The 18686-nt window shown below is 60.1% G+C and carries 12 protein-coding genes and 2 pseudogenes; 9 read left to right on the top strand and 5 right to left on the bottom strand.

Annotated features, from left to right (window positions below; all coding sequences use genetic code 11):
* Positions 1-42 precede the first annotated feature (42 nt).
* From HAQ05_RS14205 to HAQ05_RS14170, 8 genes are all read left to right on the top strand, one after another.
* Entirely contained in the window at positions 43-1035 is a 993-nt protein-coding gene (locus HAQ05_RS14205) for an ABC transporter permease (protein ID WP_190421660.1), read from the top strand.
* On the top strand, positions 1032-2081 hold the full coding sequence (locus HAQ05_RS14200) for an ABC transporter permease (RefSeq protein WP_190421658.1): 1050 nt from the start codon (positions 1032-1034) through the stop codon (positions 2079-2081). The genes HAQ05_RS14205 and HAQ05_RS14200 overlap by 4 nt, the downstream gene beginning before the upstream one ends.
* 79 nt (positions 2082-2160) lie before the next feature.
* Positions 2161-3387 carry a sugar ABC transporter substrate-binding protein gene (locus tag HAQ05_RS14195; protein ID WP_202988078.1) on the top strand — a complete coding sequence of 409 codons (1227 nt, stop codon included), beginning with the start codon at positions 2161-2163 and terminating at the stop codon, positions 3385-3387.
* 47 nt (positions 3388-3434) lie between these two features.
* A complete protein-coding gene (locus HAQ05_RS14190; RefSeq protein WP_202988077.1) occupies positions 3435-4964 on the top strand; it encodes a sugar ABC transporter ATP-binding protein in 1530 nt (509 codons plus the stop codon).
* 16 nt (positions 4965-4980) lie between these two features.
* Entirely contained in the window at positions 4981-6741 is a 1761-nt protein-coding gene (locus tag HAQ05_RS14185) for a nitrilase-related carbon-nitrogen hydrolase (protein ID WP_190421654.1), read from the top strand.
* Positions 6742-6957: 216 nt separating this feature from the next.
* Positions 6958-8121, top strand: a complete 1164-nt coding sequence (locus HAQ05_RS14180; RefSeq protein WP_190421652.1) for a transporter substrate-binding domain-containing protein — start codon at positions 6958-6960, stop codon at positions 8119-8121.
* A complete protein-coding gene (locus tag HAQ05_RS14175; RefSeq protein WP_190421650.1) occupies positions 8118-8711 on the top strand; it encodes an ANTAR domain-containing response regulator in 594 nt (197 codons plus the stop codon). The genes HAQ05_RS14180 and HAQ05_RS14175 overlap by 4 nt, the downstream gene beginning before the upstream one ends.
* A 63-nt stretch (positions 8712-8774) precedes the next feature.
* Positions 8775-9512, top strand: coding sequence for a CbtA family protein (locus tag HAQ05_RS14170; RefSeq protein WP_190421648.1), 738 nt, complete (start codon positions 8775-8777; stop codon positions 9510-9512).
* 176 nt (positions 9513-9688) lie between these two features.
* Here the strand turns inward: HAQ05_RS14170 and proC are convergent, their stop codons facing one another.
* The 5 genes and pseudogenes from proC to HAQ05_RS14145 form a co-directional block, all read right to left on the bottom strand.
* Complete coding sequence (gene proC, locus HAQ05_RS14165; RefSeq protein ID WP_190421646.1) at positions 9689-10480, bottom strand: pyrroline-5-carboxylate reductase; 792 nt, start codon at positions 10478-10480, stop codon at positions 9689-9691.
* Between the two features lie 68 nt (positions 10481-10548).
* Positions 10549-12003, bottom strand: coding sequence for a short-chain fatty acid transporter (locus tag HAQ05_RS14160; RefSeq protein WP_190421644.1), 1455 nt, complete (start codon positions 12001-12003; stop codon positions 10549-10551).
* 48 nt (positions 12004-12051) lie between these two features.
* Positions 12052-15435 carry a molybdopterin-dependent oxidoreductase gene (locus HAQ05_RS14155; RefSeq protein WP_190421643.1) on the bottom strand — a complete coding sequence of 1128 codons (3384 nt, stop codon included), beginning with the start codon at positions 15433-15435 and terminating at the stop codon, positions 12052-12054.
* A gap of 280 nt (positions 15436-15715) precedes the next feature.
* A complete protein-coding gene (locus HAQ05_RS14150; protein WP_190421641.1) occupies positions 15716-16366 on the bottom strand; it encodes a GntR family transcriptional regulator in 651 nt (216 codons plus the stop codon).
* 113 nt (positions 16367-16479) lie between these two features.
* Positions 16480-17382, bottom strand: a pseudogene (locus HAQ05_RS14145) (LysR family transcriptional regulator).
* 157 nt (positions 17383-17539) lie between these two features.
* Here HAQ05_RS14145 and HAQ05_RS14140 point away from each other — a divergent pair.
* A pseudogene (locus HAQ05_RS14140) lies at positions 17540-18583 on the top strand (alpha/beta fold hydrolase).
* Positions 18584-18686: the final 103 nt, after the last annotated feature.

Here is an 18686-nt window from a genome sequence, read left to right as displayed (position 1 = left end):
GATTTGGATTCTGCCCCTGACCGCGTTAGCAAGGAGGCCACTATGGCCACCCTCATACAGAATACCGTTGAAGCGCCGCCGCCCTGGCGCGGCGTGATGGGCCGGCATCCGGCCTGTTTTACCCTGATGTTGTACATTGTGATGTATGGGATGTACGCAATGTTCGATAGCAAGGCGCTGTCCAGCTACACCTTCACCAACTTGATCAACAATGCCAGCCCGCTTGCGTTGGCGGCGGCAGGCCAGACGCTGGTGGTGTTGGCGCGCGGCTTCGACCTGTCCATTGTCGGCACCTTGTCCATTGCCAACGTGATCATGGCGGTATTGCCGCTGGACGGGCCATGGGGGGCCCTGGCCAGCTTCGCCATCTGTGTCGGCGTCGGTGCCTTGGTGGGCAGCGCCAGTGGTTACCTGGTGGCCTATCGCGGGGTGCAGTCGGTGGCCGCCACCTTGGGCGTGATGATCATTTGCCAAGGTATCGCGCTGCTGATCTTGCCAGCCCCTGGCGGCATGGTGGCGGAGTGGGTCAGCGACGAAATGACCTCCACCCTGTTCTCCCTCGTGCCTGCCTCGATCATCCTGCCGGTCATCGTTGCCGGTCTTTGGATGCTGCTGGGCAAGACCGACCTGGGGACCGCGCTGTACGCGGTGGGGGCTGACCAGGCCGCCGCCGAGCTGTCGGGCATCCCGGTCAAGCGGACCCGCTTGCTGGCTTATGTGATGGCGGGGGCCCTGTATGGCGTCGCCGGCTTCATGCTCAGCGCGCAGACGGCTACTGGCGATCCCAATGCCGGCATGCCATTCCTGCTGCTGTCGTTTGCCGCCGTGGCATTGGGGGGCACCAGCCTTGCCGGCGGGCAGGGTGGCCTGATCGGCAGCCTGATCGGCGCCGCCACCTTGATGCTGATGCAGAAGGTGCTGTTCTCCGGCGGCGTTTCCTCATTCTACATCGGCTTGTTTCAGGGTGTGTTGCTTATCGTCGCGATCGTCATCGGTCGCTTGATCAATCGCAGCCGTACAGGAGATCGCCCATGAATGCCTCACCAGAAACGCTACCGTCCGCCCTGGCGGTGGTTGACCAGCGCGCCGCAGCGAAAACCAATCCCGAAACCGTCACGGCGATCATGCTGTTGCTGGCGACCGTGCTGCTGATATTCGGCTCGAAGCTGATCAGCCCCGCGCTAGGTTCATGGGAGCAGGTGCTGACGATTCTTACCCTGGGCTCGTTCCTGCTGGTGGCAGCCTTCGGTCAAGGCCTGGTGATTCTGACGGGGGGGCTGGACCTGTCGGTGCCGGGCACCTTCATGCTCGGTGGTGTGCTCTCGGCGGCCTGGATCGGCAGCGGCGACGTGCACCTGTGGTTCTTCCTGCCGACCATCCTGCTGCTGGGCGGGGTGGTCGGTGCGGCCAATGGGCTGGGGGTCGTGCTGCTCAAAGTGCCGCCTTTCATCATGACCATGGGCATGAGCATCATCGTCGGCTCGATCGCCCTGGGTTACACCGGTGGGAGCACCTTGGGCGCGGCGCCAACCCTGCTCAAGGCGTTGATGAAGGGTGACACTCTGGGCGTGCCCAACATCGTGTTGCTGATCCTGGTGTTCTCGATAGCGGGCTGGTTGCTGCAAAGCCGGACCCACTTCGGACGCAACCTCTATGCCGTGGGCTGCAGCCCAGCCGCCGCGAGGATCGCGGGCATTCCCATCACGCGCACACTGGTGCTGGTCTATGCGCTCAGCGGTATCGCTTCGGCCTTCGCTGGCGCCTTGCTCACCGGCTACTCCAACGGCGCGACATTGCGAATGGGCGATGCCTACCTGCTGCCCACAGTGGCTGCCGTGATCCTGGGCGGAGCTTCGATTCTGGGCGGCTCCGGCAGCTTCATCAATACCCTGTGCGGGGTGTTGTTCCTGTCCACGGTCGAATCGGTCATCGCCGCTACGGGGCTGGACCAAGGATGGCGGTTGATCATCTCCGGGACCATCATCGTCCTGGCGATATTGATCCAGCAGGCACAAGCGTCGGGTGCCAGGCCGGGCCTCAGCCGCTTGTTCAAACGGTCTTCGGGCCAGCCGAAGTCATAAAAAACCAGCAGCAATCGAGCATCAATCTGCCGAACTGAACGCACTGTTCAATCACTTTCGCTGTATGGGGATACTTAAGATGATTCAATCGATGACTCGTCGGTGGCACGCGCTCGCCCTGACTTTGACCATTGCCGCCGGTGCAGTATTCATGGCTCCGGTGCATGCGGACGAACCAAAGAAGTTCAAGATCTACCTCAGCTTGAGTTACAGCGGCAACAACTGGATGAGTGAGACCGCCAACATCATCAAGGCGCTGGCAAAAACACCGCCCTATGACAAGTTGGTGGATTTGAAGGAAGTGATCTCCGGCACCGACCCACAGGCGCAGATCGCCGCCTATGAAAGCATGATCGATGCCGGTGCCGACGGCGTGATCAGTTTCCCGATTTCGCCCACGGCGCTCAACCGCGTGGTCAAGCGTGGTTGCGAGCGAGGTGTGAAGTTTTTCATGTATGACTCGACCGTCACCGAGAGCTGCGCTTACAACGTGAGCTATATCTCGGCGGGCTTCGGGGAAAACACCGCGCAGGCGCTGGTCAACGAACTAGGCGGGAAGGGCAAGATCTTCATGGTGCGCGGTGTACCTGGCACCTCCGTGGACAAGCGCCACGCCGACGGCGCCAAAGCCATTTTCGCCAAGTACCCGGGGATCGAAGTGGTCTCCGAGTACTACGGCATGTGGGACGACCGTATCGCTCAACAGGAAACCGCCAAGGCGTTGGCTGCTCACCCCGATGTAGACGGAATCTGGTCTGAGCTGGGCGAAGCAGGAACATTGAATGCCGTGGCTGATCGCGGCGGCAAGATGGTACCAATCGTGGGCGAAAACATGAACGGCTTCCGCCTTGGTTTCCTCAACCCCGATTACCAGAAGCGTGGCCTGCAGGGTGTGTCTTCCGGGTCGCCACCCGCGACCGCAGGCTACGCGTTCAAGCTGATGATGGAAATCCTTACCGGCAAGCGCAAGCAGGAGCCGGTCAGCATCGAGTACCCATTGCCATGGGCCACTTCCGAGCAGATCAAGCTGTGCAACGGCAGCAAGATCGAGAATGGCTGCAACGTATTCGACGCTTCGCTAGTACCACAAGGTTTCTCGACCGTGATTCATGACGACGTGCTGCTGCCCGAGATCGACCTGCGCGCGGCGCTGGAAGGCAAGCCGGTGGACGGCATGACCATCCAGCCGCTACCTGCCGCGATTCACCAGGCGCCACCGGAGCCGGGCATCAACTGCCAGCGCTGCGAAGCCCCCGCCGACCATTACAAGCTTACTGTCGTGCAACCCACCGTCGCGGGTCAGTAATCGCGGCTTGATGAGCGCCGGGCGCGCCCGGCGTACAGGAGATGAACATGCCTGATGCAACTGCAGCGACCCTACAAATGCAGGGGATTTCCAAATCCTACGGTGCCACTGTCGCTTTGGAAAATGTCACGCTGACCATTGGCCCCGGCGAGGTTCAGGCCCTGCTGGGGGAGAACGGGGCGGGTAAATCCACCCTGGTCAAGATCCTGAGCGGGGTCGTGCGCCCGGACAGTGGCACCTTGCGCTTGAATGGCGAGGTCTATGCGCCGGGCAGCATTTTGCAGGCCCGCCGATCCGGCGTGACGACGGCATTTCAGGAGTTGAGCCTGGTGCAGAACTTGAGCGTGGCACAGAACCTGTTTTTGCCTTCTGCGCTCAAGGGCATTGCCGGTTTGTCCTCGACCAAAGCCATGCACGCCGCTGCGCGAGATATTCTCGAGCGCTACGGTATTGGCCACCTAGGCGTGGCGACCCAGGTCTCGGAGCTGGCGCTGGCGGAGCGTCAACGCCTGGAAATCGTGCGGGCCATGCAGTTCAAGCCGTCGTTGCTGGTATTGGATGAGCCCACCGCGGCCCTGGCCGACGTGCAATGGCTGTTTCGCCTGGTACGCGAGCTGCAGGTGCAAGGCACGGCGATTCTGTATATCTCCCACCGTCTGGCCGAGATCCGCGAGCTGGCCCAGCGCGCGACCATTCTGCGCAGTGGCCGCAGCGTCAGTACGGTCGACCTCGGCGCTGCCTCCGACGGCGATATATTCGAAATGATGGCCGGCCACGGTGTGGTGCGCAGCACTGTGGTACCACTCAAGCGTGCCAGTCGGCCCAGGCCGGTGCTGGTGGTCAATGACCTGGAAGGCTGTAACGTCAAGGGCGTTTCGCTGACCGTGGGCGAAGGTGAGATCGTCGGCATGGCGGGCCTCGAAGGCCAGGGGCAGCGGGAGTTATTCCGCCTGCTTGCGGGGGACGGCCAACCCAAGGCCGGGCAGATTCTGCTCAACGGCAAGTTGCTGCGCTTGACCTGCCCGCGCGATGCCTTGCGGGCTCCGGGCGGCATTGCCTTCGTACCCGAAGAGCGCAAGGTGGAAGGTATCTTCGCCAGCTTGAGCTCGGCCAATAACATCACCCTGCCGGTACTCGATCGCCTGTCGACCGTGGGGCTGGTGTCGCCACACCGCGAAGCGCGCGCGGCGAAGGCGCCGGCCAAAGAGGTCGATCTCAGCGACCGTTATCTTAATTTTCGCATCGGCAATCTTTCCGGTGGGAATCAACAGAAGGCAATCATCGCCCGAGCCTTGCTCAGTGGCGCCAAGACCTTGCTGTTGTTCGACCCCACCCGGGGTGTCGATGTCGCGACCAAGGAGGCCATCTACCACGCGATACGCCGCCATGCCGCCAACGGCGGCAGTGTGCTGGTGTACTCCTCCGAATTGCCCGAGCTGATCGCTCTGAGCGAGCGTTGCCTGGTGATGTACGGCTCGCGGATCGTGGCCGACGTTGCCGGCTCGGACATGCGCGAAAGCTATCTGGTCGGCCTGCTGACCGGTAACGCCCAGGTCGCCGACGCTGTTTCCCATTGATTGTCGAGTGCGCATCATGAATGAACAAACACAGTACACCGCTGCGGCGGTGCAATTCGAACCGCTGATGTTCGAGAAGGCGCGCAACATCGAGCGCCTCTCGGAACTGGTGATCGACGCGGCCCGCCAGGGCGCGAAGTTGATCGCTACCCCGGAAATGGGTATTACTGGCTATTGCTGGCTGGACCGTGAAGAAGTCCGGCCGATGGTCGAGACCATTCCCGGCCCGACCACCGAACATTTTCACCAGATTGCCCGCGAGCATGATTGCTACATCGTGATCGGCCTGCCGGAAGTCGATCCGCTGACTGGGCTGTACTACAACAGTGCCGCCCTGATCGGCCCGCAGGGCGTGGTCGGTACCCACCGCAAGACGCACCCTTATATCGCCGAGCCCAAATGGGCCGTGTCCGGTGACAAGGGCCACCAGGTATTCGATACGCCCATTGGCCGCATCGCGGTACTGATCTGCATGGACATCCACTTCATCGAGACCGCGCGCCTGGCCGGTGTAGGCCAAGCCGACGTGATCTGCCATATCAGCGCGTGGCTGGCGGAGCGTGCGCCGGCACCTTATTGGATCAGCCGGGCCATGGAGAACCATTGCTACCTGCTGGAAAGCAATCGTTGGGGCCTGGAGCGGACGGTACAGTTCAGTGGTGGCAGTTGCCTGATCGAGCCCGATGGCAAGGTCGCAGCCACGCGCGACACCGGCGATGGCCTGGTGCTGGGTGAGATCGACCTGAGCCGAACCCGTGCCCGGCCTCGTCTGGTCAAGGGGCAAGCGGTGTTCCAGGATCGCCGGCCACAGCTGTATGCGACGCTGATGACCGATACCTACAGCTGGAACCCCAGCGATTTTTTCCCCCTGTACGGCATGAATCCGTTGTCGCCGGGAAAGGCATCGCACATCGCCGTTGCGCAGATGGCGCCAAGCGAAGAGGTCGAACAGAACCTGCAGGCGATCGAACGGCTGGTGGCGCAGGCCAGCGCCGAGCAGCGATGCGACGTTCTGGTGTTTCCAGAAAGAGCCCTTACCGGCCTGCAAGACCGGGGCACCAACAGCCTGCCAGTACCGGGCGCCGTGACCGACAAGCTAGTCGCATTGGCGACCAGGTATCGTCTGCATATCGTCGTTGGCCTGGCTGAACTGGCCGGCACGCGGCGCTACAACAGCGCCATACTGGTGGGGCCCGAGGGGCTGGTCGGCACTTACCGACAGATTCATCTGCGCCAGGAAGATTGTGCCTGGGCCACGCCTGGCGAGCGCTGGGCGAGCTTCGATATCCCTGCGGGACGCCTGGGCCTGTTGATTGGTTACGACGCCTATTTCCCAGAAGCGGGGCGGGTGTTGAGCCTCAGCGGTTGCGACCTGATCGCGGTACCCAGTGCCGAGCGCGAAGGGTTTTTCAGCGCGCACCCGGGCAGTGAAATTCGGCAGAATTATCCGATCCCTACCGGCGCGGATCCTTTGCACTGGCACCACTACCGGGTGCGCGCCGGGGAGAACAATGTTTACCTGGCGTTTGCCAATGTGGCGTCAGCGGCGTTGAATTACCCGGGGGCCAGCGGTGTGTTCGGGCCCGATACCTTCGAGTTTCCGCGTCGTGAAGCGATAGTCGCACGGGGAGCATCGCTTGCGGTACTGGCTGTGGATACGTCGAGCCAGCAGCCTGGCATGTTCACCCGCACGGTGCGCCGCAAGGATCTGGTCTCGATGCGGTTGCCCCATCACTATGTGCCACTGGTCCTGTCGAATAGCAGCGAAAGTGAATGACGACAGTTATATGTGCCCTTTATTGGTGCTGAAAAAGCCATTTAAACATTCGCTGCATTGATATGGCTCGGTCGGCGGTAGTCTTGATTAATTTCGCGGAAAATAGTTGCCCGGGATATTACATCAAGCGTTGCGGTCGACTCGCGCTGCGCTCACACTTGTCGATGTATTCCAGTCAGCCGTCCGATAAGGTCGGCTCTGTTTGAAGAGGATGACATGACGTCGGAAACATGGCGAGTCGGTGTACTATTCTCCACCTCCGGTATTACCGCAGCGGTGGAGCGCACCCAACGAAACGCAACCCTTCTGGCGATTGAGCAGATTAATGCCAATGGTGGCATCGATGGTCGCCTGATCGAGCCTATCGCATATAACCCTGGGTCAGATCCCAAGCAATACCGCGACCAGGCGGAGCTTTTGTGTGACCAGCACAAGGTGTCGGTCATTTTTGGCTGCTATATGTCCAGCTCGCGCAAGGCTGCGTTGCCAATTATCGAGGCCCGCGGCGCACTGTTGTTCTATCCAACGCTGTATGAAGGTTTTGAATACTCGCCCCACTGTATCTACACCGGGCCGGCGCCGAATCAGAACTCCGTGCAGTTGGTCAATTATGTCAGCCAGAAATTTGGTAACCGTATCGCGATGATCGGTTCCAACTACGTATACCCCTACGAGTCGAATAGAGTGATTGCCGACTTGTTCACTCAGACCGGTGGGCGCGTGCTGCATGAACAGTATGTGCCGCTGACCGCCACTGCTGACGTGTTCGCCAGGATCATCGAGCAAGTGGCAAAGCTGCAGCCAGATGCTATTTATTCGACGGTGGTCGGTGATGGCATCGCATTGTTCTATCAGGCTTACCGCGCTGCCGGCCTGGACCCGGCGACCATGCCGATCATCAGCTTGTCCACTTCCGAAGCAGAGGTCGCGCAGATGGCACCGGGCACGGCCGTTGGCCACATTACCGCCTCGCCTTATTTCGAGGGCCTGCGCACGCCACAAAGCGAGGCGTTCGTCGCGGCATATCGGGCCCGCTTCGGTGCGGATGCGCGGATTACCGCGTGCGCGGAAGCTGCCTATTTTCAGGTGTATCTCTATGCCTTGGGGGTAGCCCGCGCACAGACCGATCGTTTTGCCTTGCTGTTGCCCCACCTGCATGACCTTGAATTCGATGCCCCGCAAGGTCGGGTCAAGATCGATGGCGCGACCAACCATACCCATGTCTGGTCGCGGGTCGGGCAAGTCAATGCACAGGGCTTGTTCGATGTGGTGGACGAGCCGGGTGTGCGGGTTGCGCCAGACCCGTACATGCTCAAATACAGCCTGGATGCGGAAACGCCCTTGGCCGTGCGCCTTAACTTCCAGCCCATGGGGTCATGACTTTGAGAATTCTTCATGATTTGCGCGGGCTGAAGGTGTTGGTGATTCACCCCTTCGACGAGGCCGGGCTGTCGCTCACCGACCACCTGCGCCGCATCGGTTGCATGGTGTTCCCCGTGTGGCCAGTCCCAACGGAGTTGCCGCATCCGGCGGAGATTGTATTTCTGACGATAGACAACGAGTTTCGCCCGGATATCGAGCAGTTGCTCAAATCCTTTCGGGACCCAAAGCCAATGGTGCTGGCGATGATCAGCTACGAAAACCCCACCACCTTGCAGATGGTTCTGGAGAGCGGCGCCATTGGTATTGTCGAGCGGCCGGTCAAGCCATTTGGCCTGCTGGGGCATTTGGCACTGGCGCGGCATATCTGGCTGGAGCAGCAGGTCCAGGCCAAGGAAATCACCAAACTCAGGCGAAAGATGGCGGGGGAGCGCCGCCTTGCCAAGGCGAAGACCATCTTGATGGCTGCCAAGCGGCTGACAGAAGAACAGGCGCACCAATACATACGGCAACAAGCAATGGCCAAGCGCCAAGCCATTGAAGAAGTGGCGAACATGATTATTCAGGCAGAGGATTTATTGCGCTCCTGATCGATTTATCTGCGGCATGTAAATACAACTTTCAGATTTTTCCAATTATCGAGGGCTCTCGACATGAAGCTTTTCAGGGGTATCGTATTGACTGCAGTTTTAGCCGGGGCACTGGCGGGAACAGTAATGACCGGCGCTCACCATCTATGGACGGTGCCGTTGATTCTTGAAGCTGAAGTCTATGAAGACCAGGCACCGGCGCCGGCGCACGAACATTCTCCAACGGGTGGCCAAGCGCATGCCGCCGTGGCTGAGCCGGCACATGAACACAGTCACGAGGGGTGGAAACCTGAAGATGGGTTTTCTCGCACGGCCTTCACCTGGTTGGCCGATGTGCTCGCGGCGATCGGCTTTGGCGTGTTGCTGGTCACCGCATCGGAGGCTTTTGGCGGGATTCGCAGTCGTCGCCACGGCCTGCTCTGGGGCGGCGCAGGTGGCTTGATCTTCATCGTCGCGCCCCTGTCTGGTCTGCCGCCCGAGCTTCCGGGCATGCCGGCAGCAGCGCTGGAGCCACGTCAGCTCTGGTGGTTGGCCACCGCGGCCTGCACTGCGGCGGGCCTAGGTTTGCTGGCGTTCAAGCGCCGCCCGCTGACATCCGTCATCGCCGTTCTACTGCTGGTGGTGCCGCATTTTATCTGGGTCCCGCAAGCGGGCTCCCATGAAACAGCGATACCGTTGCAGTTGCTGCGTGACTTTCAAGCCGGCTCGGTAGTGATCGGAGTGGCTTTCTGGCTGTTGCTGGGAGTGCTGGTCGCTCAATTTCGTGGGTTGTTCGTGTCGCCAGACGTTTCCCGACGTTAAGGGCCAGGGTGGCAGAAATCGCTGCAAACTGAAACGCCCGATGCAGTGCATCGGGCGTTTTCCATTCAGGTCTGGATAGGGCGCTACAACGGCCGTTCCCTAGGTATTCGGCGCCCGATCAAGTCGATGACTTTCACCACAGAGGAGGCATTTGCAAAGGATGATGCCACGCGCGCTCATTCGCCCCGTGACAGTTCCTGCGACCGCACGGCGGCCGCAGTGGCCGCCCTCAGAACCAGGGCGCGAAGCGTTTGGTCCTGATCGAATACCTCGATTGCCGCGGCGGTCGTGCCGTTGGGAGAAGTCACGGCCAGTCGCAAGGCCGCGAAGTCAGCCTCGGGCCTGCGCTGCAACGACGCAGCGCCAAACGCCGTATCGGCTGCCAGCCGGCGTGCCAGTTCCGCAGGCAGACCTAGGGCCACCCCAGCCTGGGCCAATGCTTCGCTGAACAGATGGTAATAGGCTGGGCCACTTCCGGACAGCGCAGTCACGGCGTCGAGCTGTGTTTCCCGGTCAACCCAATGGGCGCTGCCCACGGCGGCGAACAAGCGACCAACCAGCTGATGTTGCGCTACGGTGAGTCGGCTGCCGCCGAACAGTCCGGTGCAACCCGCACCCACTAGCACTGGAGTGTTGGGCATCGCCCGCACAACGGGGCAACGACCCTGGAGCGCCTGTTCCAGCACGGCCAGGGGGATGCCAGCAGCCACCGAAATCACAACCGCCTGGGCGCAGAGCGCTTCCCCGAGGCCGGCCAAGGCGCTAGCGACCAGCGCCGGTTTGACAGCGACCAGGATAATGTCGAAAGGTTCTGGTGGCACCGCTTCCAGGGTAGGGTAGACCAAGGTTTGCTCACAGTTGGGCAATCCCGGATCCACGGCTATCACCTGCTCGACGAGGTCCGCCTCGCGCCACGCATTGCCAATGGCACTGCCCATCCGACCATAGCCGAGAAATAACGCTTTCATCGGGATTACCCCTTTTAGTGATGGTGAGACGCCCAAAGGCGTTTGTGTATTCAGGTTGCGGGTAAGTGTTACTTCGCCGGGATCACTGGCGCGATGTAAGTAAAGGTCGACATCAGCAGGGTGGCGAGCAGGATCATGATGGGGAAGTGCACCATGAACTGCATGACCGTATAACCGATCAAGTCTTTCGAGCGTAGCCGCAGGATCCCTAGCAATGGCAGCATCCAGAACGGGTTGAGAAAGTTCGGCAAGGACTCGGCGATGTTATAGACCATCAGCGTCCAGCCCAGATGAGCGTGCAAGTCGTTTGCCGCGGACATTATGTAAGGTGCTTCGATCACCCACTTGCCGCCCGCAGAGGGAATGAAGAAGCCCAGCACAGCCGAATAACCACTGACCAGGAACGAGAACGTGCCAGGGTCATTGGCGAAACTCACGAACCAATGCGCGATGGCGTCCGACAGCGAATGTCCATCCGCGCCCATCACCTTGGTCAACATGAAGCCAATGCCACCATAAAATGGAAACTGCAGGAGCACGCCGGAAATGCTCGGCATGGCTTTGACGAAGCTTTCCAAAAAGCTTCTTGCGCGCCAATGCAACAGCAAGCCCAGTAGCAGGAACACGAAGTTATAGGTATTCAATTGCGACAGGCTGATCAGTGGGTTGCCGCTTTTGAAGGTCTCCCACAGCCAGCCCGAAGCCAGCGCCAACACGACCAGGGTCAATATCGGCGAGAACTCGAAATAGTCGCCTGGCCGTTGGCGCTTCAAGGCGGGCAGGCTGTCTTCGCCCAGGTCGATGCCAAGGTCCTGTGCGGTTTTTACCTGGCTGTCACTGGGTGATGTCAGGTAGCAGACCAGCGCCGAGATCAGCGTCAATACCGTGATCACTACCAGGTTTTGCCAGGTCAGAATCGTCTGGTCGAAACCAATCACACCGGTGATGGGCATGAGTGAGGTCGGAATACTGGCAGGAGTGGCCTGGAACTGCGCCGCGGAAGAGCTCATGCCAAGGGTGAAGCCGCAACCCAGGCTCAGATAGGCAGCGGCTCCAGCCGCGCGGTAGTCCAGGCGCAGGTTTGTGCGACGTGCCATCTCTCGGACAAGCAGGCCGCAGAAAATCAGCGCCAGCCCCCAGTTGATCAACGACAGCAGCAAGCTCAATACGCCGGTCATGACCACCGCGCTACGCGAGGTTTTAGGCACGGCGGCCAGCTTGCGCAGGCATTTGGCAACGGGTGGGGACATCGCCAGCACATAACCGCTGATCGCCACCAACGCCATTTGCATGGTGAAGGGAATGATGCTCCAGAACCCTTCGGAAAAGGCCTTGCTGATTGCCAGCGGCTGTCCGCCATTGGCCAAGGCGGCCAGTGCGACGACCGCGCAAGCCGCTACGACAAAGACATACGCATCGGGAAACCAGCGTTCCGCGTAGTAGACAATCCGTTGTGAGAATCTTTCGATCAATCCTATTTTGGCCTGCGCTTCATAACCGGACTTATGGCTTAACGTCGACATCGAATACCTCATTGGCCTTTGTACAAGGCCTGGCTTGCATATGGATAGTTATCGTCTCAAGACGAGGGGCGTAAGGGGGACTGCACGGCAGGTCAAACATCTGTCACTTGGGCCGTCATACGGTGAGAGGTGCGCCACTGTTCCTGACACTACTTGCACCGAACAGCTTTCACACTGGCCGACACGGCAACCGCTGGGCAGGGCAATAGCCGCCTTGTCCGCGGCATCTAGCAAGGTGCCGACCTCGGGCTTCCAAGTGAAACTTTCTTCTTCACCTTCTATTTGCACGGTTTGCGGACCAAGCCCGCTGGGTACCGTTGTCTGGACGCTAAAGGTTTCATCAAAGACCTCGTAGTCGGCGAGGCCCCGGCCATAGAGGCCTTGTCGTGTGGTTTCCAGAAATGAGGGCGACCCGCATAGATAGGCGAGCGGGCGGGCTGCGAGCAGTGCATCGTCAAGCCAGGCGAAGTCGATGCGGCCGGTGTAGTCGTAGTGCGTACCCTGTTCGTCGTCAGCCAGCGGGTCCCAGTAGACAGTGATCGACTCTACCCTGGGGCAGGCGCGAGTCAGCGCGCGTAAGCGAGCCGCGAGCGGGTGAAAATGACTGTTCCGGCAGATATTGATCAGCAACACCCGGGGAGGGCTCTGGGCGCTCGCCAGCAACGCTTCCAGATAGCCGACGAAGGGCGTTATGCCGATCCCGCTGCCGATCAACACCAAAGGTCGAGATGACTCGGTCGGAAGGGTGAATACCCCACTCGGTTCCGACAGCATGACCGTGCTGCCGACTGCCAGCTGATGCAGGCGCGCGGACATCGAGGTTGCTGGCAGGGCGTCGGCATTGGCAAGGCGCACGCCGAGTTCCAGAGCCCCTGGTTGCTTGTTCGAACCGATCAACGAATAGCTGCGCTTGAGGGGGCCATCGGGCAACTGCACGGTGACGTGCTGACCGGGCAAAAAGTCCGGCAATGGCGCGCCGTCCATGGGTTGGAAGACCAAGTGCATGACATCTTTCGATACCAGGGTTTTGGACGACAGGCGCATTGCCTTGGTACCAGACCATCGCCCTTGATTCAGATCCGCCGCGGCGCTGATCCGGCAGTTGACCGCACGCAAGGGGACGGAGCCACTGGTGGGATCGCGATGCCGGTCTTCAAGGATGGCGTTGATGTTGGCCGAACCGTCGCCCAGGCGCCTGGACGCCGACAGGCCCAGCGGTTCGCAAGCCTGCCACCAGCCAAAGTCGGCGATAGCGACTTTTTCATGGAGCCGCGCATCCAGCTTCGCCTGCAGGTGGACGTAGCCTGTGGGGGTATCGACGCGCACCCAGTCGCCCTCGGCGATGCCGCTGGCTCGGGCAAGCTGGGCGGATATCTGCACCTGGGGAGCCGGAGCCTTGCGTCGTAGCGAGGCGATATGGCGGTGCGAGGTGTGCACATACCAACCGGATTTAGCCGTGGACAGTACGACCGGGAACGCCGAGTCGGCGCTGTTGCTGTACGGCGACCCAAAGGGCTCCACGAACGTGGGTAATGCCGGTTGACCGATCTTCAGCAGGGCCTCGCAGTAGAGCTCGACGCGCCCGGTGGGGGTATTGAACCCCTTGGGCGCACCGTCACCGTCCAGTGCTCGATACTTTTCGTATGCGAACGGTTGGGGAAAGCGCAGGCCCTCAGGATGGGCCCGAAGTTCATCGACCGTGATGCCCAGGGGCTCGAGTTGGTAGTTCCAGGCGGCGTCGATGGAGCCGTCGAAGAAGGCCTTCTGCAACCCGAGCCGTTGCGCCAGACTGAAGGCAATCTCCATGTCGGAGCGGCATTGCCCCAAGGTCGGGAGCATCTTGGGACGCAACTGTATGTGCTCGACCGCGGCCTGGGATATCTCGAAGCCGCAGCGCAACGCCTCGCGCTCCCACGGCATGCTTGCGGGAAGCACGATGTCGGCGTTCTCGGCGGTAGGGTTCATGTACATATCGACATGGACATGGAATTCGAGCGACTGCAGGGCTTGCTGGTTTCTGGCTGTTTCGGCCTGCGACACGAGCAGGTTGGTGCCGAAGGACATGAGATCGGTGACCCTGTAGGGATCACCCTGCAACACTGCCTTGGCAAAATCTCGGGAAGTGATCCAGCCCAGGCGTGGCGGCCCTAGCGGTAGCTCCTTGAGGCCTAGGGCCTTGGCGCGTTGGCTGGCATCCAGCAGCGCGTCATACTGGTTCATGACTCGCCATGGCGGTGCCACGGTCCAGAGATTTCCGCCCTGGCGATCACAGGCGCCAGTCAGCGCATAGAGGGTGCCTATCGCCCGTTCGGTCTGCGATGCGTTGGAATGCTGCCCGACACCGGTCCAGGCGTGGTAGGCCAGCTTCGGAGCGTCGCAGAACAGCTCATTGAAAGCTTCGACCTTGTGTTGGTCGATCCAGGTGAGCTTCGCGACGTATTCGGCGTCGTAGACGGCGACCGAGCGCTCCAGCAGCAGCAACACGCTGGCATAATGTGTCAGCTGACCGTTTGCGGTAATCAGGCTGCCTTCTGCGCGCAGGTCAGCCTGTTCAAGCCGGGATGGTGCGGGGCAGGGGATCGCCTTGTTCTCGCAGGAGCTGAAAACCAGCGGAGAGTCGCTCGTGTCGCCGAGGTCGGTACCGCGCAGCAGCAGACCGGTGCCGAGGTCGACAAGAAACGGCGCGCTGGTCCATTGGTTGACGAACTCGACATCAAAGCGGTTGCTGCTCAGCAAATGCCTGATCGCACCCAGTGCCAAGGCGGCATCGGCACCTGGCCGGACGTTCATCCACAGGTCAGCTTGTTCGCCAGAACCGTCCATCTTGGGATCGACTACCACCAGTTTGGCCCCGCGTTGGCGCGCAGCTGCGATCCGCGTGGCCTGCGCCAACCAGGTCCGTGCCGGGTTATGCCCCCACAGCACCACCGTATCAGCGTGGTCCACGTCGGGTACGCCGATGCCGCGCCCGAAGGTCAGGGCGTGGGCGTAGTCCTTGTGCCAGCCGCACACCTCGACGGCATAGATGAGGTTGGGGCTACCGAAGCAGCGGATGAACCGCTCGACCCATTCGTAGCTGTCCACCATGGGCGTTCCGCTCGGCGTGGTCACGGCGAAGGCAACGGCCTCAGCGCCTCGAGCCGCCCGAGTCTTGGTCAGGCGATTGGCGATGGTGCTCAGGGCGTCATCCCAGGAGATCTCGACCCAACCGGGATCGACGGCGCCGCGCGGTGCGCAGCGCTTCATGGGGTGGGTCAGGCGAAGCGGGCTGCGCACATGCTCGGGGGCGGAGCGACCCTTTGCGCACAGCGCACCACCGGTTGGATGCTCCGGATCAGGGGTTACTTTTATCAGTCGGCCATTCTCGACCTGGTTGATCGAGCCGCACCTGGATCGACACAGGGTGCAATAGCCTCGGAATTTTTCTGCCATCAACGATTCCATGAATACGTATGCGCCAAAAGAGTAGCGCGTCACACATTACATGGTAAGCATGAATCATGCCTATTGGCGACCTACGTAAATGAGCACTAGCCAACGGAAGCGGGCCAAAATTGTGCGGTGGGCCGAAAAATGACGAGATGGGTGCGCTGATAGGGTGCGCGCTACCTGGTGCGCGCGATTCCATAAGTTTTGGCTGTCGCTATTGCCGATTGGCAGGGGGCGGGAGGGAAGAAGCTGCCCCTTATTGACTGGCGCCGATCATAGGGGGCTATTCGCGACCCTGTACGATCTGGCTGTTGCCTTCCAGTGCGTTCAGGAAGATCGGTTGCCAGTCGAGGATGTGCTGTTGGATCAGCTTGCAGGCTTGAGCATTTTGGCCATTGACCAACAACCGTATCAGTTCGAAGTGCTCTTCGACGGATTTTTGCTGACGCTCCAGCCCTGCTTGCGTCTCGATTCCATACAAACGCATGTTATCGCGCAACTCCATGATGATCTGCGCCAGTTTCGGATTGTTCGCCAGCATGATCAGTCGATCATGAAAATCTCGGTCGCTGGAAATATAGCCAACGGTGTCCAGGTTACGAACCGCCTCCGCCACACGTTCTGCCAAAGCGTTCAACTGGTCGGCTTGTTCGGCAGTACAACTATCGATCAGTGATAAGGCGAACGCTTCCAGCTGCGCGCGGATAGCGAAGATGTCCTTGAGCTCCTTGGGAGAAGTTTCACGCACCTGGAAGCCCCTGTTGCGTCGAGGCTCGATCAGGCCCGCGTTACTGAGTTCCAGCAACGCTTCTCGGATAGGCGTGGTGGAAACGCCAAATTGCTTGGACAGAGAAGGGACCGTGAGTAGCTGATTTGAGGGGATTTGGCCGGAGACGATGCGAATGCGGATGTATTGCAGGATTGATTCGCGCAAGTTGGCCTCTGACTGACCGACAGGGTTCCAATCCTGGCCTATTGGCGATGTATATGGCTGCGATGACACTCACTGGACTCCTGGCTGCTTGCGGTGACCGATTGTACTGCTTATCACGCGTTGAAATGTAGGTCCCGCCTTAGCACCTCCACGCAAAAGTCCACGAAGGAGCGCACTTTGGCCGAGGCGCGGCGCCCCTCCACGTAGACGATATGAACGGGCTCAGGTGAAATCTCGAACGGTTCCAGAACGCACTTGAGCCTTCCCGCCAGTAAATGCTCATTGATCTGGTAAGACGGCACCTGGGTCAGCCCCCAATGATCTTGCACCGCCCGGATGGCGGCATTGAAAGACGTGACGCTCAATCTGGTGCTGACATCCACCCAATGGTCCTTTCCATCAATCCGGAACGGCCATTAAGGTGCTCGTTCGGCGGTGGCAGTCGAGATGGTCAAATGCTGCCGCAGCTCGTCTGGGTGTTGCGGCGCACCGTGCGTTGCCAGGTAGGTGCTCGAGGCACAGACCATCCGGCGCACGCTCCCTACGGGAATTGCCGTCAGGGTTGAATCAGGTAGCGCGCCGATTCGTACAGCGACATCGATGCCTTCATCCAGCATATGCACCACGCGGTCAACCAGGACGGCACGAATATCTATCAACGGGTACTGGCTTAAAAACCGGGTGAGCACAGGGGTTACGTGCAGGGCTCCGAACATCTGCGGCGCTGTGACTGTGAGCAACCCGCTCGGTTGCGCATGCGCTCCGCATGCTGCGCTTTCCGCTGCGTCAAGATCGGCAAGCAACCGGCGGCAATCGAGCGCGAAGCGCTCCCCAGCTTCGGTCAGTCGAAGGCTTCGCGTGGTGCGCACTACCAGCAGAACCCCCAAACGCCGTTCGAGCCTCGACAATGCCCGGGTCACTGTAGCGGTTGATAAACCAAAATGACGCGCAACGCTAGCGAGGCTTGCCCGTTCGGCCAGCGCGGCGAAAAGGGTCATGTCTTGAATCCGGTCCATGGGCCTCCTGACCGCTTGTGGGGAAGGTAGTGTCGACGTAGCGAATTATTCTACCGGTATTGCGTCATCTGCAATGGTCAATTGTTGTTGTTAGTTATTCTTGACAGGTATAGCAATGATTAGAATCGGTCGTAACCCCACACACCGAGTCCAGATCATGAATAATCTCGATCCACGTAACGCCGCCGTTATTGCTTCAGGATCGGCAACCGTCAGTCGTCGCAACGTTCTACTCGCTTCAGCAGCAGGTGCGGTGTGCGCCCTCACTTCATCGGTCGTTATCGCAGCGCCGCGCTCCGGTGACGAGGTGAGGGGAGGTGCAACCGATAACGCGTTCCGTACTACGTTCCATACCCAGAAAGTCGGCGAGGTAGAGGTCTTTTACCGCGAAGCTGGCCCCAAAGATGCCCCCGTGATCCTGCTACTTCACGGGTTCCCTACGTCTAGCCATATGTTCCGTAACTTAATGCCGCTGCTGGCAACACAATACCGTTTGATTGCACCGGATTTGCCGGGATTCGGAAACACCAAAGCGCCGCCTCGTGGTCAGTTCGACTACACCTTCGAGAATCTCTATTAAGTGATAGAAGGATTCACCGAGGCCTTGGGGCTGGAAAAATACAGCCTCTATGCGTTTGACTATGGCGCCCCCACCGGTTTTCGCCTTGCAGCGGCCAACCCGCACAAGGTGTCTGCAATCATCAGCCAGAACGGCAACGCGTATCTTGAAGGCTTCAGCGATCAGTGGGATGCCTGGCAAGCCTATTGGCGGGACCCGTCAACGGCCAACCGCGAAGCGTGTCGCGCCTCGCTGTCGCCGGACACTATCCGGGATTGGCAATACGGTACGGGCGCCGATCCGGCGAAGCTTTCTCCGGACGGCTACAACCTCGACATCTTCTACATGGCCCGCCCCGGGGCAGAAGAAATTCAACTCGATCTGATTCTCGATTACCGCACCAATGTGGCAGCGTATCCAGCTTTTCAAGAATATTTCCGTAAGTACCAGCCGCCCTTGCTGGCGGTCTGGGGCGAGCATGATCCCGCCTTCATCCCGCCAGGCGCATATGCGTATCGTCGGGATATCCCATCGGCGCAAGTGCATCTTTTGGATGCCGGTCACTTCGCTCTGGAAACCCACGGGCCAGAAGTGGCTGAGTACATCCGTGATTTCCTATCGCATAAGCTGCCTAATTCGTGAGTCAAGGGCAAAAAAAATGAGCTCGCCCGGCCAGTAGACCGGGCGATCTGAAGCTGCTGGGAACCCGTTCCTGCAAGCCCGTTCAGCCACAAAGCAAATTCTG

Origin of the sequence: Pseudomonas typographi (assembly GCF_014694385.1) — a bacterium.
In the GTDB taxonomy this organism is placed as follows: domain Bacteria; phylum Pseudomonadota; class Gammaproteobacteria; order Pseudomonadales; family Pseudomonadaceae; genus Aquipseudomonas; species Aquipseudomonas typographi.
The sequence above is the reverse complement of the archived record's forward strand: the minus strand, read 5'-3'. Positions and strand labels throughout refer to the sequence as shown.